The following is a 17,403-nucleotide window of genomic DNA, read 5'->3' on the forward strand; positions in this document are numbered from 1 at the left end:
CCCTTAGTTCTGCTGCGGGGTTTTAGCTATCTTATAGTTAATTCCGTCAGGTTCTATAGTTATCTTTCCGCTTTGCATAAGCGAGCCCAAAGCCAAATACATCGTCGAACTGGATATGTTCAGCGATAGCTTTATCTGCCAAGACGTCGCTTCTTGTTTGTCTTTTAAAAACTCGTATATGCGAGCGGAAATATTTTCAATGTTTTCTCTGAAAGGCATAAATACCGCCAATTAAATCTTTTCTATCGCGAAAAGCAAATCGCCGGGTTTTACCGGCTGGCCGTTTTCCACCAATACTTTCTTTATGATACAGTCGCTGGTGGCTTTAACCTCATTGAATACCTTCATAGCTTCAATAAGGCAAATCGGCGTGCCCGCTTTTACTTTTTCGCCTTCTTTGATAAACGGTGGTGCGGAGGGGGAAGAACCCCTAAAGAAAATACCCATAAGCGGAGATTTTATCGTCTGGGAATATTGCGGCTTGGCCGAGGTTTGTTCCTGCTCAATAGAGCCCGAGGCACCCGCGGCTACCGGTACCGCAACTTGAGCCGGCGGCATTCTGACAAGCCTGATATGAGTACCTTTCTCTTCATAATCGACGGTACCCAGATTATTGTCTTGCATAAATTTGTAAATCTGTTTAACTTCCGATAATGCCGGAGTGTCTTTCAGCGCTGTTTTCGCGGACGGCTTTGCCGTTTTCGCGCCGGATACTTTCTTTATGGTTTTTGGCATAGTAACCTCACTTATATTTCTATGTATATATTTTACTAAATTAGAATTATTAAAGCCAATTTTTAGCAGCTCTTTTTTTGCCCTAAAAAAACCGGCAGATTTGATCTGCCGGTTTGGGCGAAATTTTGTTTGCGTTAGTCCGCGCACTTAAGTATTGTATATTTGCCGCCGCCTGCGGTTTCCACGTTGCTTTGCCATTTATACGCACAAGAGCTTGGATAAAGAAGCCCGTCTATATAAAGATTGTTTATCCTTGTATTGGCGTTGGATAAATTCAAATTTTGGGAGTACACTGTGGTCGGCCCAGTTATTCTGCCGATTTCGGTTTTTGTGCCCGCACGTATGGTTAGGATATTTCCGCTGTAAACTCTCACGGCATTGGTTACGGAAAGATTTGTTCCGGAAAGGAATACATTGTTGTTCACATTTATACTGGGATTGCCGCTGAAAGTCAGGCTGTTGTTTGCGGTCATATTCAGGAATGTCGCGTGGGAAGTTAAGGTGTTGCGTACTGTCAAATCTCCGCCGAAATAGGCTCTCTTTTTCACCATAAGCTGTTTATAATTGCCGCGCTTTACCGGAATATAAGATATCTGCTCTATGCTTTGAGCGTGAAGAACCGGCGCAAAAAATGCGCTCAGCATCAAAAAAGACAAAATATAGATTGTATTTTTCATACCCGATCCGTCCCGTTTTAATATATAGATATTATAGGTGAATTAAAACAAAATATCAATCATTTGTCCATAGGCTGGCTGTGTACTCCGTGTTTATTATAATATTTGTGTCTGTAAAACGCGGCACCCCGCTTTTATACGGGGTGCGCAGGATTGTTTTTATTTAATCCTCTTTCAGATCCTCTATCCAGGCATTGATTTCTTCTTTGAGCAGAGCGGCCTTCTCATCCTGTTCCTGTAAAGGCGTTTGCTCGTCCGTTTCGCAAGGTCTTTGTTCGCTTACTTCCGCCAGACTGTTCGGATCGGCCGGGACGGCTACGAGGCTGATTTCGTATATTTCCGCCAAGGTCAGTACATTGGGACGTTGTGGGTCTTCGTAGTGGAATCTGCCCGCTATGCTTATGCCTTTGGCGTGCCCTTCCTGATATAGTTTCCTCGCATGGGCCACAGTCGGATGCAGCGAGGCTGAAAAGACCGCTTTAAAATACAAACCTTTCTCGTCTTCGTAAATTTCGGTGACTGAGCCCGCCAAATGGTCCAACCTGTTGATGTGATCTATCAAGAGGACGGGGTTCTTTTTGAACTGCGTCAGCTCGTATACGTAGTCGCGCTTGCTTGAAAGAGGCGAGGGAATGTCGCCGTATCTGTCGGGCGAGTTTTTTGTATTTGCGTAGCCCTCTATAAATATTAGGCCGTTTTCTTCCTTTACGGCCCCTTGGCGCAGGGCCGCTATTTTAAAAGCGGGTTTATTTATGGTTCCTTTTATTTTCGTTTTACTCATTTTTTTGCTCCGTTGTTTTTTACTTTGCCGCCGAATGGGAGATTTAAAGCTTGCGATATCTCCGCTTTGTTGTATCCCATTTCGTGATATATTTTCGCCGCTTGAGCGAGCTCTAGCATATCTTCCTTTAAGCAGGATACGGAAGAAGCGTCTTTGTCAAAATACAATGTGCGTCCGGCGTCGAAATCCGGCAGCAGGAATTCCGTTAAGGTTTCCAGTATCAATGTTTGTTTGGGGTGTACGCAGGTCTGCCAGAAAATGCGCTGCTGCTCCTTGGTGTTGAATTGCGGGGCGTGGTCAAAGAGGCCGACAAGCGCCGGCGGCACGTGAAAGATTGAAAGTATAGTTTCGCGGTTTAGTTTTATGCCAGAAATGAAATCCATATCCTTTTGGCTTAAAGATATGTTCTGCCATTTTAGCCCGCCTTCTAAAAGCGCAACTTTATGGGCCTTGCCGGCGCCTTGATATTTGTCGCTCCAGGCTTTCATTATTCTGCTGCGGGAGGCCTCATCAAGCCGCCCGTCCGTCTGCAAAATGCCCGACAAAGTGCCCGAATTATCAAAGAAAGCACGGTTGAAAGTTTCGGCTTTGTCTAAAGTTTCAAGCGCGCGCCTGGCCGCGGATATGGGTGATAGTCCGTAGAAAAAATCAAACGGATTGAAATATTTAAAGTGGATTATCTCCTCGGGTTTGTAATACGCCGTTTGCGAGCCCGCCCTATATTTATAGCCTTGTACGGGGTTGCGCGAATTTTTGCCCGGTATTACTTCCACCAGTTGACTCAAGAGGGGGAAGAGCTCCGCGGGCGTGCCGTCTGGACGGATTGAATCTTTTAAGACATAAGCGTTGCCCGTAAGCTCAAGGCTGGCGGTTATCCATTGTCTTAAAAATCTGCCGCTCATTATTTTGTTGGGGCGGTACATAAGGTCAAGTGCTGGGTGGGCGGAGATTATGCGGCCGTGCTCGTCTTTAAGGTTAAATTCCGCGGAGGAAACCGTCTCCGCTATGACGTTTACGCAGGCGTATATCCAAGATTTTTCGCCGTAGGCTTCCACATAAGGCGCGTAATTGTGGCTGGACGCGGAGGGAAGTCTTTCCTCGTTTAGGTAAGGTGCGCTGTATTCCATAAACAAGGGAATGTCGAGGGCATGTTCCCCGCTGCCGTTTTTGGCGGAGAGGCCTTTGATAAGTTTTTCTATTATTTTCATTGGCAAGTATATTCGGCGGGCGTGAAAAAACCGCCTTAAATCGCGGCGGCTCTCCAAATTCAATATAGCAAATTTTTCTTTGTTTTTAAAGGGCGGAGAATGTTTCCCAAATTCTTTGACGGCGCGGAGGACAGTCGTTTAGATGAAATTGGTTTAAATAAAATCGGAGCAAAAAATCCCCGCCAAACGGCGAGGATTTAGTCTTTGTCCAAAAATTAAAATCTGTGGTAGCGATCTTCAAAGATTATTTTCTCTTCAGATTTTTTTGTGCTGGGGGCAGTTTCTTCCTCCACAAATTCATTGTAATGCGGGTCGCCCGTTCTGGTCGGGGTGGTATACTTCGGGGTTACAGGTCTGTTTACGTCCCATATCTCCAAAAGTTCCACGGAGAAAACTTCCTTTAATCCCTCTTCCACAGTTTTGCCTTTCTTTGAAGCCGTAATTTTTGCATATACCGGCACAAGGTGATGCGGGTCGGGGGAAGTGATGTCTTTATCGTCCACTACGAGTTTTACTTCCACTTTGTCGTATTTTTTGCTTTTGTCATAGGCATAAGCCAAAGCGTCGTCTATCATGAAAAAGAAAACCTCTATATTTTTCCCGGCATATTTAAGCTGGGGTTTTACCTCAATGGAGCCTTTGGTGAACTCGCTGTATCCGATAAATTCGACAACCTTTGAATCGGCCGTGGATTTTGCGACGGCGCGTGATGATATTACCGCGTTCATCTTCATATTCTGTTTAAGCTCGGTCAAATCCATAGCGTTGGCGCAGAGCGCCGTAAAAGAAACAAGAACGGTTAAAATTATTGCTTTCATTATCTTTCCTCTCCTTAAATTAAACTTCTTACGATTATTATATGTGATATGCCATTTGCTCTTCAAGAGAATTTAGACCTAGGCCAAGATAGGTCTTATTGCCCATATCTATTTTTTCAAATCCAGCACTTTATCTATTATGCCGTACTCCTTGGCTTCCTGCGCGGACATATAGTAATTGCGTTCGCTGTCGAGGCGGATTTTCTCCTTGTCCTGGCCCGTGTGGTGTGCCAAAATGTCAAGCAGATGTTCCTTGTTTTCCCGCAGCTCGCGAGATTCTATTTCAATATCTGTCACCTGCCCAGATATACCGCCGCCCCATATCAAAGGCTGGTGTATCATTATTCTGGAATGCGGCAAAGCGTATCTCTTGCCTTTGGAGCCGGCCGCCAAAAGCACCGCGCCGAAGCTCATCGCCTGGCCCATGCATATCGTGGTTATCGGCGCTTTGATATATTGCATCGTATCGTATATCGCCAAGCCAGCGGTTACAAGTCCGCCGGGGGAATTGATATAGAGGTTTATTTCCCTGGAGGAATCTTCCGCGTCCAAATACAAAAGCTGGGCTATAATCATATTTGCGGCTTCCGTGCTTACTTCGCCTTCGCGCCCGCCGACGAATATTATTCTGTCTTTGAGCAGGCGGGAGAAAATATCGTATCCGACATTCTTTTCTATTATGGTAGGTATAATCATTGTTGCTCCTTTATAATGCTTTAAAAATATATTACAATTATTTTACAAAAATAATCGGCATAGATAATGGTTGACAATGTTCGCTATTAAGTGTATATTATTTTTGTAGCCAGCAAGGCTATTACTTATTATACCTTAGGAGGGTATTATATGAATAAGAAAGGGTTCACCCTTATCGAGTTGTTGGTCGTCGTATTGATCATTGGTATTTTGGCCGCCGTGGCGTTGCCTCAATACTTTAAAGCGGTAGAAAAATCCAGAGCTACGGAAGCTTTGTCCATCATGGGTTCTGTAGCCGCCGCTATGGAAAGAGCGAGACTCGTTTCTTCCCAAAATCAGTATCCTACGAGCTTGGGTTCTTTGGATATTGAATTCGCGGACGTTAACGGTTCCCCGGTAAGCGGCGGTTCTTGGAACACCAATAACTTCGCCATCAGCGTTTCCGGTTCCGATACCGATAGCGGTCATATTACCGCTTCCAGAGTCGGCAGCGCAAAGTATACTCTTACCAGGTATTATTATACCGGCAGAGTAGTCTGCAATGACACGACCGGTGAGGACGGCGCTTCCGTAACGGGTATCTGCGTATCGCTCGGCTTGCCGACCGGCTCCAACTAATACGACATACGATATTAGTTTTAAAAGGCCCGCTTCGGCGGGCCTTTTTTTGTTATCTTTTTGTTCCGAAGTACCAGTGATAAAAACATTCTTTTAAAAAAATTAAACGCCGTATTTTCAACTGAGAAAAATTGATTTCAAATTTCGCTTGATAAAAAAGACATTTTTTGTAAAATATAATGTAAGAAGTTAAATATTTACATTTGGAAGAGGGTTCCACTATGAGAAAATCATTGGATAAGTTAGTAAAATTAGCCAATTCCAAACCTTTCAAAAAAGGTTTTACCCTTACTGAACTTTTGGTTGTAGTTTTGGTAATAGGAGTATTGGCGGCAATAGCTTTGCCTTCATATACGAAATCCGTCAAGAAGAGCAGGGTTTCCGATGCTTTGAACAATTTGAATATCGTTTCGTTAAAGCAACAGGATTATATGCTCAATAACGAAACATACGCTACAACGTTCAAAGATTTAAATGTACCGATCGCCGGTCTTACCACTACGGAAGGCAATACCGCTACCGTCGGCAGCTTTGATTATACTTTAAGCGATGCCTGTATCTCTGCGGTAAACAACAGAAGCGGGGAAAATTACACATTGGTAAAGAATGTGGAAACACAAGCCACGGGCTGCATCAATGGCGAGAACAGCACAATATGCTCAATGTTCTCGGATTTGGTATCTACCGACAGCGTCGGCTGTGAATATGTCGCTCCCGGCGGGGACGGCGGCTCCGGTATCACTCCATCGCCGGACAAAGACTGCGGCAGCTGCACTAAAACGTGTTGGGACGGCAGTACTATAAGCGGTACTTGCAATAGCCTTACCGGTGTTTGCGATTATAGCGGCGTATCTTGCCCCCCCGAAGAGCAAGGCGAGTGTAAAAACGGTGATACAAAGACCGCAAATAACTGCATTTTCACTTGCTCGGGCAATACGTGGCAGTATTCCCAGCCGGCTGCCGGTTATACGGGGTATGACGCTGCAACCAATTCTTGCTATAAAAATGCCTGCCCGGAAAATACAGTCCAAAAGAATACCATTGACGGCGTGCATTACTGCAGGACTTATACCAAAGGCAAATGGGTACCTGAGGACTGGACTCAGCCTTGTTAGTCTTTTCTAATAGTTTGTATAATCCCCCGCGAAGCGCGGGGGATTTTTTATCTCTAATCAGCTAAATCGCTGCCTGGCAATTAAGACGAGAAGATAACCCTCCAAATAAAACGGGCGAGTATTTGAGTAAAATAAAATCGTCTAAAATCTTTCACACCCTAATAATTGCCCTTATCATTTGCCGCCTTTTGATTTATCGTTTATAAATATTGAAGTTATTTTTATATGGATAAGAAGACTTTTCCGAAGAGGATAGCATCTTGGCATCTTTTAAAGTTTAAGGTGCTTGAATAGTTTGGAGTAGGAAAGGGACACTCCGACATAGAAATTGCTTCCAGCTCCGGAAAAATTGCTGGCTTGCGCTTGATAGTAGCTTATGAACGGTGCTATATAGAAGGATTTTAATATTTCCATTTCTACTTTTGCGGAAAGATCAAACTCATAGGAAATATCCGTTTCGCTTGGGTTTTTTACCATAAAGAAATCTCTTATAGAAGCGGCGTAAATCGCTTTTGAGTTTTCGTTTATCGGGTGTTCCACCCGTATCGCGGCTTGCCAAGCGTATTTGGTTGCGGTTTGTGGATATGTAAAATCCAATTCCGGAGAAAGCGATAGAGAAAAATCTTTTATATATTTACCTTCAAACAATCTTACGCCCGCGCGCCCCCTGAAGGCCTTGTATCTTGGGGTATCGTCGGTCCTGGTGAATTCTGTTTGATAACCTATGGATGCGAATGGACCTATCAAAAAACCGCCAAGGAAATTTTTGACGTCTGTGCTTTTATAAGTATATTCCGATACGAGCGAAATTGTGTCGGCGTTTTCGCTTTTTGTTTTTTCCTCGTCATAAGGCCTTAATGTGGTTTGACCGTATTTTAAAGATAAAATATTATCCCATCGTATTCTTTCCCGATAATACTCCGCGGCAAAATCCAAAGAGCCTTGAATAAGCGTTTGTCCGTCCGCGGTTAGGCGGCTGTCTGAAAAATCTTGATATTTATCTGCATTTTTTACGTCTGTATTGCTAAAGAGGAGGGAAAGATTCCTCAAATTATAGCGCCAAGCGCCATAAGGCTGAGGCGTATTTTGAATAAGGGTGAAAATTTCTTTGTCGTAATCTTTCATTGCCTGTTCAGTAAAATATTGTTCCGCGGCTATGGGGCCTTGAAGGCTGGTTTTCAGGTCCAGTTCTTCCGTCGTTTCGTCCTGCGGCGGCATATCGTTAAGCAACCTCAGTTCCCGTTCGCGGCGGTATTCTTCGGCCAAGGACAATGCTCTGTCTTTATTCTCGTCTCTTAATTTTTTTAGGTAAGAGTTTACCATTTCCTGCGCGCTTTGCCCCGTTTCTTTACTCTGTATTACATTTGCGGATAAATCTGGCAGGGCCAGGCGTTCTTTCAGAAGCGAGGCGGGAAAAGCCGCACTGTATATTTCATCGTCGTTTACGGCTAAAGTATTGATGTAATAAGTTTTATCCTTTTTCGATACGCCCGATACGGCGAGGCTAAAACCGGTAGCATAATCTTTGATGTTGGAAAACGGATCGTCAAAGTCTGACAGATCCAATAATTTTTTTAGGTGTTTGCCCTTTATTTTAACTTTAATAACGGGCTCTTCTGAGTCGATAATATTATCCAAGTCATTTTGCGTCAGAGCGCCTATCATTTTTTCCTTGAAGGGCAGTATCCTTATGAAGGCGGCTTCCGTTTTGGCGGTTTTCCTTATGATTGCGGCGGTCATATTGAATATTTCCGCAGGCGTATAGGATATGCCTTCTTTTGCAGTGAAGGAGGCTATATCTTTGGCACTTGGCAGCAGGAAGTCATTATCAGGGTCTTGCCGATCGTCAAAGAAGTATTTGTTGACGGGGTAAAATTCATTGTTGAAATTATTGTCTGCAAAAATATTTGTCGGAGGATTATCTTCTATAACGGCAGGGGTATAACCGTTTTCATTCAAGGCGAATTTTATTGTTATGTCGCCCAATGTATCCGGGCTGATATCAACGGAATAGGCGGGTTTGGGCGCAGTTCGAAGATTCCAATCTTTAAGCTCCACTCTGCTTTTGATTAAAGGTTTTACGCTGTTGTCTGCCGCGTTGATTATCATATCTATACCTTTTGTTTGCTCCAAAAGGGCGTTTAGGGTTTTCCTGCGGAGATGGGAAACCAAAATTATAAAATCGGCTTTTTGATTTTCTTTTAGGTCTGTTATTGATTGCGCCGCGGCGTTTAGGGGCGGGGTAACTTTAAGGGGGAGGCCTCTTCCCGGGGCGCCGTCTAAAGCGCCCGGCTCGCTTAAGGATATTAACCCGATTTTAAGGCCGTTCTTTTCGATTAAGGCGGTTTTGGAGAAGGGCGTTAGCTCATTTTCGTCTATGTTTTCTATATTGCTGGCTATTAAAATCTTTTTAAGTTCCGGATATTCAAGCGCGCCTTTATAGATTATAAAAGAATCTTTAGGGTTAAAAGCGACGGCGTCGGTATCCATAGTCTGCCAGTATCTGGCGAGGAAGGCCGGCTGTGCGGAGAGCCTTTCGTATTTTTCCAATCCGCCGGTATTGATTATTATCAAAGGTTTATTTTCCGTACGGGCTATATTTTGTACGGGATTAAACCATGCGCCTATGCCGCCTAAGGGTTTTTGCAGGATATACACAAAAGTTTCGTCCTCATCTTTAAGCAAGGTGTATTTAACCATAATTGCCGGCAGCCATAATCCTTTTTGAAGTCTGGGCGCGGAGGAGTTTGTAAGTACTTCCAGCTCGGCTTTGTCCGGCAATGTGATGAGCCCGTTCCTTACCCGTTTAAGATTGGGCGCGAGGGGGTTTTTTTTGTCAGAAGAGCTAAGGACTATATTGCGTATTTCCTTATCCAAGTATGGCTGTTGGAAGAGTATTGCTGAATCTGTCGCTATCACGTCTTTGGAGCCTGCGGCCCGATAGAGAAAATCCGTCGGTGCGGAGGATATCTCTTCCGCGGTGTCGTCTTCTGTGGAAAATATATAAGATTGTCCGGTAAAAAAAGCAGGCAGTTTTTCTACCTTGTCCAAGTCGTATACTCTGTTTTGCTGCCCTAATTTCTGCTCAAAAGTATTTTGCAGAGAGGAAGCGGAAGTGTAATTGTCGGAAAAGAAAACAATCCTTATATCTTTGTACTGTGCATTTAGCGTTACAGCGGATATAAGAAAGGAAAAAAATAAAATGTATATCTTCCTTGCCGAAATCATATTATCTTAATGATATCATTTATGTATACCAAGAACATAGGTCTTTGGGCCTACAACTTTATAGAGCCAAATTCCCTTGTAGGGTTTCGCCAACTGTGTTATCATTAAGATATATAAGGGGATATTATGTCCGCAATGAGAGTAAGCACAAAAAAAATCTTATCGCTTTTTATCGCATTCGTTATACTGTTTGAATGTGAGGCCCCTCTTTTTGCCGAACAGCGGGATTTTTCATTTTCCTCCAACTCCTTGGAAGAGGCTTACCTGCAAGATCTTTCCGCCGTAGACGCCTTATATCTTAGGGCGGAAAGCGGCAATGAATTTGAAGACGCTTTGTCATCCCAAAAGAAAGCGGCATTGAAAGAGGTCTCATCTTCCCAAGAAGCTAAAAATCTTGCCAAACTAAAAAAATACGGCCAAAGCAAATACGGGGTTTTATGGCCGATGTACGTCAAAGCTGCCGGTGCGAAGGCTATATCCAAATTGGAAAATGCTTTGAAAACCTATTTGTCTGCTTATTACAGCGAAAAGGTTTTGCTCCCTTATAAACAATTTGAAAAACAATACAATGCTTTTGCCGAGGATTTGGCCTCCCAATACATAGCGTCCCCTAGTTGCGGTGCCGATTGCAAAAAAGACAGGGCGGGCATAATTAAAGGAATAAAGGAATATTATCCTATAAAGAAGGCTTACAAAGAGTATAAGGATTATGCCTCTAAAGAAATAGCCTGGCGCACTGCCAATAGCGATAAAGTAGACAAATACGCTTATGAGGTGGTAAGAGCTTATGTCCGTACAATAGGCGCCCCGGTTTTAGGTACGGAAACGCTTTCTATTTTACTTAAGACGGATTTCAATTCCGTTCCCGTGCTTAACACTTCGGAAAAGGCCGAGATTTACAACTATAACGTTACGCGTTTGGAAAGGCAAAAACTTGACGCTTTGTCGATAGGTTTCTTTAGCGATAAATCAAAGAGGAAAACGGCAAAGGTATTATTGTCCTCGGTAATAGAAAGCATAATCAGCGGCGGTTTGGTAAGCGGCGCAAACGACAGCCGTTACGGCTCGGCCGTAAAAGGGATAATACAACGTTCGGAAAAGGGCGGCGCGTTTGCGTATATCTTGAGTTCCGGCTTTGCTTCTTTGCTTGCTAACAAAAATTATGCCGTTTTAGATACATTGCTAGATCGCTATACTAATAAAGACTTGGAAGGCAGCGCCTGGTATGAATATTTGACCTTTAGGCATTATACCGACGAGATAAAAAACTCGGGCGGTAAATATTTGGGCCAAGCCTCAGAGTTCGCCCAATATACAAGCGATTACGCCTACTACAATGCCTTTACGGATATAGCTCGCCTTTTGGCGGAAGACAACAGCGTACAGGCCAATAATTTATTGGCGAAATACGCATTTAAACGCGATACCCAAAAGAGCATTAAACCGTTTTTGGCGGGTGCATTGATATACGGCAAAGCGGGCTATCCAGATAAAGCGATAAGTTTGGCCAATATGGATTTCGGGGACATATCCGCCGTTCAGGAATACGATTTGGATAAGGCGCTCCTTTCCAAATACCCAGCAATAAAGGGCAAACTTAATTCAAACGCGGTAATAGATAAAGAGCGCGAAGGTGCCAAAAGGTCGCGTTTAAAAAATTATGGTTATTTAGGCAGGGCGGCCGACTCCGCCGATATTTTGCTTGCTATATGGGGTGGGGTTTCGCTGTTCAAAATGGGTGTTAAAGGCGTTACTTTGGCGAAGTCTTCCTATACTGCGGTAAAAGCGGCGTCGATAGCCGATAAGGGTGCCAGAATAGCGTATATAAAGGCTAATTATTCCAAGATGGTTCCGTATATATCGGCCAAGAGGAGTTTCTTGCGGGCGGGAATGCGGATAAAGGGTTTGTTTAATAAAGGTGTAAGCCCTAGAGATTTCATAAAACTGCAAAACGATTTAAATGCTAAGCAGCTTGTTGCGCTGGATAATGCGCGCAAGACGGCGCAAAGTGCCGCGCAAACCGTCGGAACGCCCAAAGCCGCCGCCCGTGCCGCGTTGGCCGAAAGCCAATACGCCAATAAGAAGGCGGCTGTGGAATTGGGTGCCAAGCTGCGCAGCGAGGCCGGGCAGAGCCTGATAAGCAAATATAACGCTTACAGGAGCGGTATGCCGGACTTGGTGCCGGAAAAGCCTTTTACTTCAGGTGAGCTTGGCGTAGTAAAGTCGGCATTTGATTATGCGGGCAGCGTCAGAGATTTAAATATATCCTTTGCCAATTATTACCCGTATTTGGGTTTCTTTGAAAAGGGGCGGATAGCGCTTTTTAATAAATTTTACTCGTGGATGGACGGCCTTAAAAACGCTCTAAGGTCTTATAGAAACGGGGCTTACGGATACGCTTCTTTCACGGACGTCGGCGCGGGTTGGGCCGGCGGAGAGAGGAGTTTAAGCCTGCTTCCCGCATTAAGCGGAGGCAGAGTAATGGGGCCCTCTTATGCCAGCGCGAGGGAAGGGGTGCTTGTATCCGGCGTAAAGAATAATACGCAGCTGTTTATGCCCAAAGAGATCCGCGCTCCGTTCATCCCCGAGAATGCGACGTTTAAAATCGCGCCGATGGCTTCCGGCGGCGGTTTGGGCAGCGGCTATTATCTGCAAAAAGGCAATTTGGACCTGCCGTTAATATTTACGGCATCTCATGTCGTGGGCGATGCGAATTTTGTTCAAGTTAGGGATACCTACGGCAATTACGCCAAAGGGCGGGTAGTAAACATAAACCGCAATACCGGCTATGATTTGGCGGCCATTTTGCTTGATGACAGTTCTTTCTTAAAAGGCCGCATCCCATTTAAATTAGGGCTGACGGCGCCGGAAGCGGGTACGATGTTAATGGGGCACAGCTATCCGGACGGAGGATATTATAAGACTTCCTTTGTCAAAATGTTGGATAATCGTTATTTCCATGCGGCCAATAAATATTACTCCTATATGATAACGCCGGGCTCCATAATGGCAGGCAGCAGCGGCGGAGCGGTAAGTTTGGGCGATTTTGACGGCACGCTGGTCGGTACGATAATGTCTTCTTTGGATGATATCGGGAACATTCTGCTGATACCTCTGCCTCTTATGCGCCAATTCTTTACCGAAACTGTAAAGAAACTGCTTTTTGAACCAATTTTGAGAGATGCCTATTTATCCAAATTGCCCGGCTTGCAGAGTTATTATTCCAATATTTTGAGCAGATACTCTCCCGCTCAGGGATTGGACGGTGCCAATAAAGGCGCAGGCGGCGCTGGCACTATATCCTTTTCCAAGAGCATAAGATATTTGTCTTCTTTGCCTTCGCCCGAAGAATCTCTTTTAAGTTCGTCGGTTTTTCAGGTTGAACGCGGAAACAAATACGGTACGGGCACATATGTAAACTACCGCGGTTTTGACGCTCTTCTTACTGCCGGGCATGTCCTTACCGATAATTACGGCCCCGTAAGGATAATATCGCCCACCGGCAGGGCATCTTTGGCGGATATATTTGCCCAAAGTCCGCAAAACGGCCGCGATTTGGCGATACTTATTCCGAGGGACGCGGATTTCCTTTCTGGATACAAACCTTTGGAATTGTCATATCGGCCGCCCAAAGTGGGAATGCCCCTTTTTAGCGCGGGGTACCAAAATGAGATGTTTACGTTTAAAGAACATAAACTGCTGTTTGACAGATTTTATCTCGACAGCGGCGATAAACCAGGCGATTTAAATTACGGTTTGGGATATTATGGTCTTTCCGGTTCTACGGCGCCGGGCAACAGTGGTGCGCCTGTCATATCAAAAGAGGGGAAGATTTTTGGTCTTTCTAATATTATTATTCCGAGCCGGGATTTAACTTTGGCGGTGCGTTATTCCGTGATAAAGGACTTTATGCGGCAGTCGCTTATTCATAAGTTTATGGATCCGCACTTCGATTTTGATGCTTTTACATCCCGTTATCCCGCGCTAGGCAGAAATTACGCCAATGTAATAGAACGATATCGCGATATAAGCGGGGCCCAGTCTTTAAAGGCATATATGGCCCATGATGACGCCGCTTTACAGAGCGGAGGACTATTTGGAGAGGAAAAAGCTTTTCAAGTATCTGGCGTAAAACCGATGAGCGAAGGCTGGAAGAATTTCCGTTTTTGGCTCGGTACGAAAGTATTTAGAATGAGCCCTAAGAAGGTTATAACCTCCCTGTATGAGAAAGGCGCTTTGCCCAGGGTGTACATACCTTTGAGTTATACTGGCGAGAACTATAAACTTTCCTCGCTTGAGCCGTACCGCGTAGAGATAAAACCTTCCGACAGTTACCCCGCATTTCCTTTTACCAATGTCAGGGCTTATGCGCATAGGGGTATGTCTTTAAGTGAGAAAGAGATTGTAAACATAATGGATAACGGCCTTAGGAAAGTGGATATGCCAGATAAGAATTTGGCGATACTGGCTCCTCAGGTTACGCCGGGGACAAAACTTCAGGCGATATCGTTTAGCCCTTATGCGTCGGTATCGGCGCGATATGCCACGACCAGCTTGGATGCCGGCAAGGGTTTTCCCGTAATGGTTGATGTTACCGGCATCGGCCCCAAGACGGCGCACGTAAACGTACACGGTATGTTCACTGGTTTGGATATACCGCCCGAGCGGATAAAACGCTACAATATTTTACTTAACATCGGCGGTAAAGAACGCTGGGGCGAGTTAACTAGGCTTGATGAAGGAGGTTTTAGTTTTAGGCCTTATAAGGTTTCGGTATCTGTTCCCGCAAACACCAATGCGGAATTATATCATAGGCAAGCGATGAATGTCGGTGGATTGAGGGGCGCTGCTGCCACTTTAGAGCCTGATGCTTCGGCGGTTCGTCCGGGATTTGACGGGGCTTCCGTAGCAAAGGTTGAGCGGGTAGATACCGACGGCGAACAGTTACGTTCCGTGTGGCGTTCTTTTGATAAGGACGGCAATGTGGTAGCTTACGTAAAATACGGAACGCAGGAAGAAGTACAGCGCACTTTGCAGATTGGCGCGATTATGAGGGAGAATAATTTGGCCGCCAAATATGATCTTTTAGATATAGATTATGCCTCGCTTTTAGCCAAGGACTTGTCTTCCCTTTCACCTCAATTGCAGACGCAAATAAAGTCCGAGATGAAGGATCTTCGTACCGTAAACGGCAGATTCTACAAATATGATATTCCGTTTATAATAAAACCCGTTGATACGGAAGGTATATCTCTTGCTACGGCGGAATCGTCAGATATAAAACTGCTCAACGGTATACCTATAACGGATGAAGAGTGGCTTCAAGTAGTTAATTTTTATAAAGAGCTTAACGGGCTGGGGTTCTTCCATACGGATATCGGTGCGAATATGTATTTGCGGCGCACGCCTAACGGGAAGTTGAAACTCTCAATGCTTGATTATGAGTATTTTGGCGCAAGTGACATGTATGACTTGAAAACACTTGATAAGGAATTGGTAAAATTGGGCCTTAAGGAAAAAAGTGTTTTACCGATAGAATATCCCGAAACTCTTAATCCGTATAATATCAACACGGAAAAGACGGTTATACCTCAAAAGTTGGATATAGGCCCCGCGGCTGAAGGAAAGAAAGTAAGCTCAGCGGCGGGATATAAACTGGATATGGCGCATAAAGGCGAATATGCAGTAGATTTCAATACTCTTGAGAAAATGTCAAACAGCGCATTGGACAAATATTTCAACGAGAAGGGTTATTATTATAGGGGGATGGCTTTAGATTTATCGGACGTATTAAAAATCAACACCATAGGATTAAGAGTTCAAGATACCCGCCCGGGCAGCTATGCTGCGGCCAGTGAGGCCGAAAACAAAGACATCAGGGCCCTTTTCTTTGCAGACGGCATAGAACGCGCTTATATGTACGCGCTGAACAACTTGGGGAACGGATCTTCCAAGATACCCGTTATCGTGAAAGTGAAACCTTTTGCCCCGCATAACGGCCCCTTGAGTGAAATACATGGCATATCCAGCAATGCCGATATTGCGCCCTCAGAGATAGTGGAAATTTCTGCCGCTTTAAATATCGGGGGAAGACCCCAATGGGGCGAACTTAAAGTTGAAGGCGGGGAAATAATATTTACGCCGTATGAAGATTTAACGCTATCCTCGGCGGACGCTTCAGAAGCGGTGTTGGTATCAGGTAAAAAGGATATAGATGTACAAGTTCTGCAAGACGCTTTAAAACCCGTATTGCTTAAAGTTCCGCAGAGTACGCTTTCTTATGCCAATTCCCTAAGCGGGGCGGAAAAGGCGGAATTTGATGCCGTATTGGCAAAGACCGATAAACTTTCCGCAAGAATAAACGAGATTTTGGCCGATCGCAAATCCTACGATAATATGCTTATATGGCACAAAAACGAACTTAATGATCTTTCCGGCGCCATAATCCGCGATTTAAAGAATAATTTTGACGCTTCCAACCCGGCAATAGACGATTTGCTGGAAGAACTATACGGCGTAAGGGAAGCGCTTTATAAAGAGAATAGGGGAATATTTAAACAGAAGTCTTTAAAGTACCGCGATGCCGAAAACTTGGATATGGATAAGTTCTTGGGTAAGCCCGATGTTTTTGTAGACGAGGGTACATATCTTTCTTCCGTAAAATCTTTTTTTAAGCCCGGCGATGTGGTGGTAGTCGCCAACGACGAAGCCTATATCTTGGAATTTTTTGAAAAACTGGCCGAGGACGGTTACTTCGGCGAGGGCGTAATCGTAAAGAGATATACGGAAACAGATCCGCTTTTGCGCGATGTGGCCGCGGGCCTTAGGCCTAAAGCCGTGATATGTGATATATCCTTAAAGGGCGGCGGCATATTTACCATCGCTACCTTAAGGAAAGCCGGTTTGAATGATATCCCTATGATAGGCCTTAGCGGTTATACCGAAACCCCTGAGCGCAACCGCTTGCTCTATTCCGTCGGGTTTGACGGATATCTCAGCCGCATATATACCAGGGTGGATATGATGACATATCTTATGACAGGCGAATCTTATACCGATTTTGAAACACAGTTCGGCTCCTTCATTTATAACTTTATGGAAGAAAAGGGCCTTCTTTCCGATATGGCGCAAGCTCAAAATAGCGGCGCATCCTTTGGGCTTTTCGGCCCCAGATACAATTAACATTCCATATATAAGCGCCCCCTGTGCGTTGGCGACACCCTTGTGCGTAGCGCACCCGCTTGTGCGAATAAATTCTCTTTTTTATAATATTTTACTCTCATTTATATTGTTTGAAACTTTTTAAAGCCCAACCTTTTGCGAGGATCTTATTGTAAAAACGCTTGTTCCGATTTGGACTTGTATTTTTTAGAGTTCTTTGTTGAATTTTAATTTTAGGGATTGTAAAAAGAGGGAGAAATAAGCCTGTCGTACGTCGAGGTTTACCGAAAAGTCAAAAAACGCTTGACTGTTTTTTTTTTTTTTGATAAATTTTCTCTGTGCCCAGCAAGGGCAAAAAAGGAGGAA

11 protein-coding genes are annotated in these 17,403 nt (G+C 44.5%); 3 read left to right on the plus strand and 8 right to left on the minus strand.

Annotated elements, in window-relative coordinates; genetic code table 11:
* Window positions 1-3: 3 nt before the first annotated feature.
* The 7 genes from ACQY3M_RS06770 to ACQY3M_RS06800 all read right to left on the minus strand — a co-directional run bounded on the left by ACQY3M_RS06770 (window position 4) and on the right by ACQY3M_RS06800 (window position 4,915).
* Entirely contained in the window at window positions 4-219 is a 216-nt protein-coding gene (locus tag ACQY3M_RS06770; RefSeq protein ID WP_428066987.1) for a hypothetical protein, read from the minus strand.
* A gap of 12 nt (window positions 220-231) precedes the next feature.
* Entirely contained in the window at window positions 232-735 is a 504-nt protein-coding gene (locus tag ACQY3M_RS06775) for an acetyl-CoA carboxylase biotin carboxyl carrier protein (protein ID WP_428066988.1), read from the minus strand.
* 134 nt (window positions 736-869) lie between these two features.
* On the minus strand, window positions 870-1,412 hold the full coding sequence (locus ACQY3M_RS06780) for a hypothetical protein (protein ID WP_428066990.1): 543 nt from the start codon (window positions 1,410-1,412) through the stop codon (window positions 870-872).
* Window positions 1,413-1,575: 163 nt separating this feature from the next.
* Entirely contained in the window at window positions 1,576-2,193 is a 618-nt protein-coding gene (locus tag ACQY3M_RS06785; protein ID WP_428066991.1) for an HK97 family phage prohead protease, read from the minus strand.
* Window positions 2,190-3,401, minus strand: a complete 1,212-nt coding sequence (locus ACQY3M_RS06790; RefSeq protein WP_428066993.1) for a phage portal protein — start codon at window positions 3,399-3,401, stop codon at window positions 2,190-2,192. Before ACQY3M_RS06790 ends, ACQY3M_RS06785 begins: the two co-directional genes overlap by 4 nt.
* Before the next feature lie 215 nt (window positions 3,402-3,616).
* The gene (locus ACQY3M_RS06795; protein ID WP_428066994.1) at window positions 3,617-4,219 is read right to left on the minus strand and encodes a hypothetical protein; all 603 of its coding nucleotides are present in this window, start codon (window positions 4,217-4,219) and stop codon (window positions 3,617-3,619) included.
* 108 nt (window positions 4,220-4,327) lie between these two features.
* The gene (locus ACQY3M_RS06800) at window positions 4,328-4,915 is read right to left on the minus strand and encodes an ATP-dependent Clp protease proteolytic subunit (protein ID WP_428066995.1); all 588 of its coding nucleotides are present in this window, start codon (window positions 4,913-4,915) and stop codon (window positions 4,328-4,330) included.
* Window positions 4,916-5,065: 150 nt separating this feature from the next.
* Between ACQY3M_RS06800 and ACQY3M_RS06805 the strand changes: the two genes are divergently transcribed.
* Together ACQY3M_RS06805 and ACQY3M_RS06810 are read left to right on the plus strand one after the other, a co-directional pair.
* Complete coding sequence (locus tag ACQY3M_RS06805; RefSeq protein ID WP_428066997.1) at window positions 5,066-5,533, plus strand: type IV pilin protein; 468 nt, start codon at window positions 5,066-5,068, stop codon at window positions 5,531-5,533.
* Window positions 5,534-5,754: 221 nt separating this feature from the next.
* A complete protein-coding gene (locus tag ACQY3M_RS06810; protein ID WP_428066999.1) occupies window positions 5,755-6,648 on the plus strand; it encodes a type IV pilin protein in 894 nt (297 codons plus the stop codon).
* A gap of 270 nt (window positions 6,649-6,918) precedes the next feature.
* Here the strand turns inward: ACQY3M_RS06810 and ACQY3M_RS06815 are convergent, their stop codons facing one another.
* Window positions 6,919-9,876 carry a DUF3078 domain-containing protein gene (locus tag ACQY3M_RS06815; protein ID WP_428067000.1) on the minus strand — a complete coding sequence of 986 codons (2,958 nt, stop codon included), beginning with the start codon at window positions 9,874-9,876 and terminating at the stop codon, window positions 6,919-6,921.
* 135 nt (window positions 9,877-10,011) lie between these two features.
* On the opposite strand from ACQY3M_RS06815, the gene ACQY3M_RS06820 reads away from it, so the two are divergent.
* Window positions 10,012-17,058, plus strand: coding sequence for a trypsin-like peptidase domain-containing protein (locus ACQY3M_RS06820; RefSeq protein WP_428067002.1), 7,047 nt, complete (start codon window positions 10,012-10,014; stop codon window positions 17,056-17,058).
* The last annotated feature ends 345 nt before the right edge of the window (window positions 17,059-17,403 follow it).

It is taken from the genome of Candidatus Proelusimicrobium volucris (assembly GCF_959605025.1).
GTDB classification, from domain to species: Bacteria; Elusimicrobiota; Elusimicrobia; order Elusimicrobiales; family Elusimicrobiaceae; genus Proelusimicrobium; species Proelusimicrobium volucris.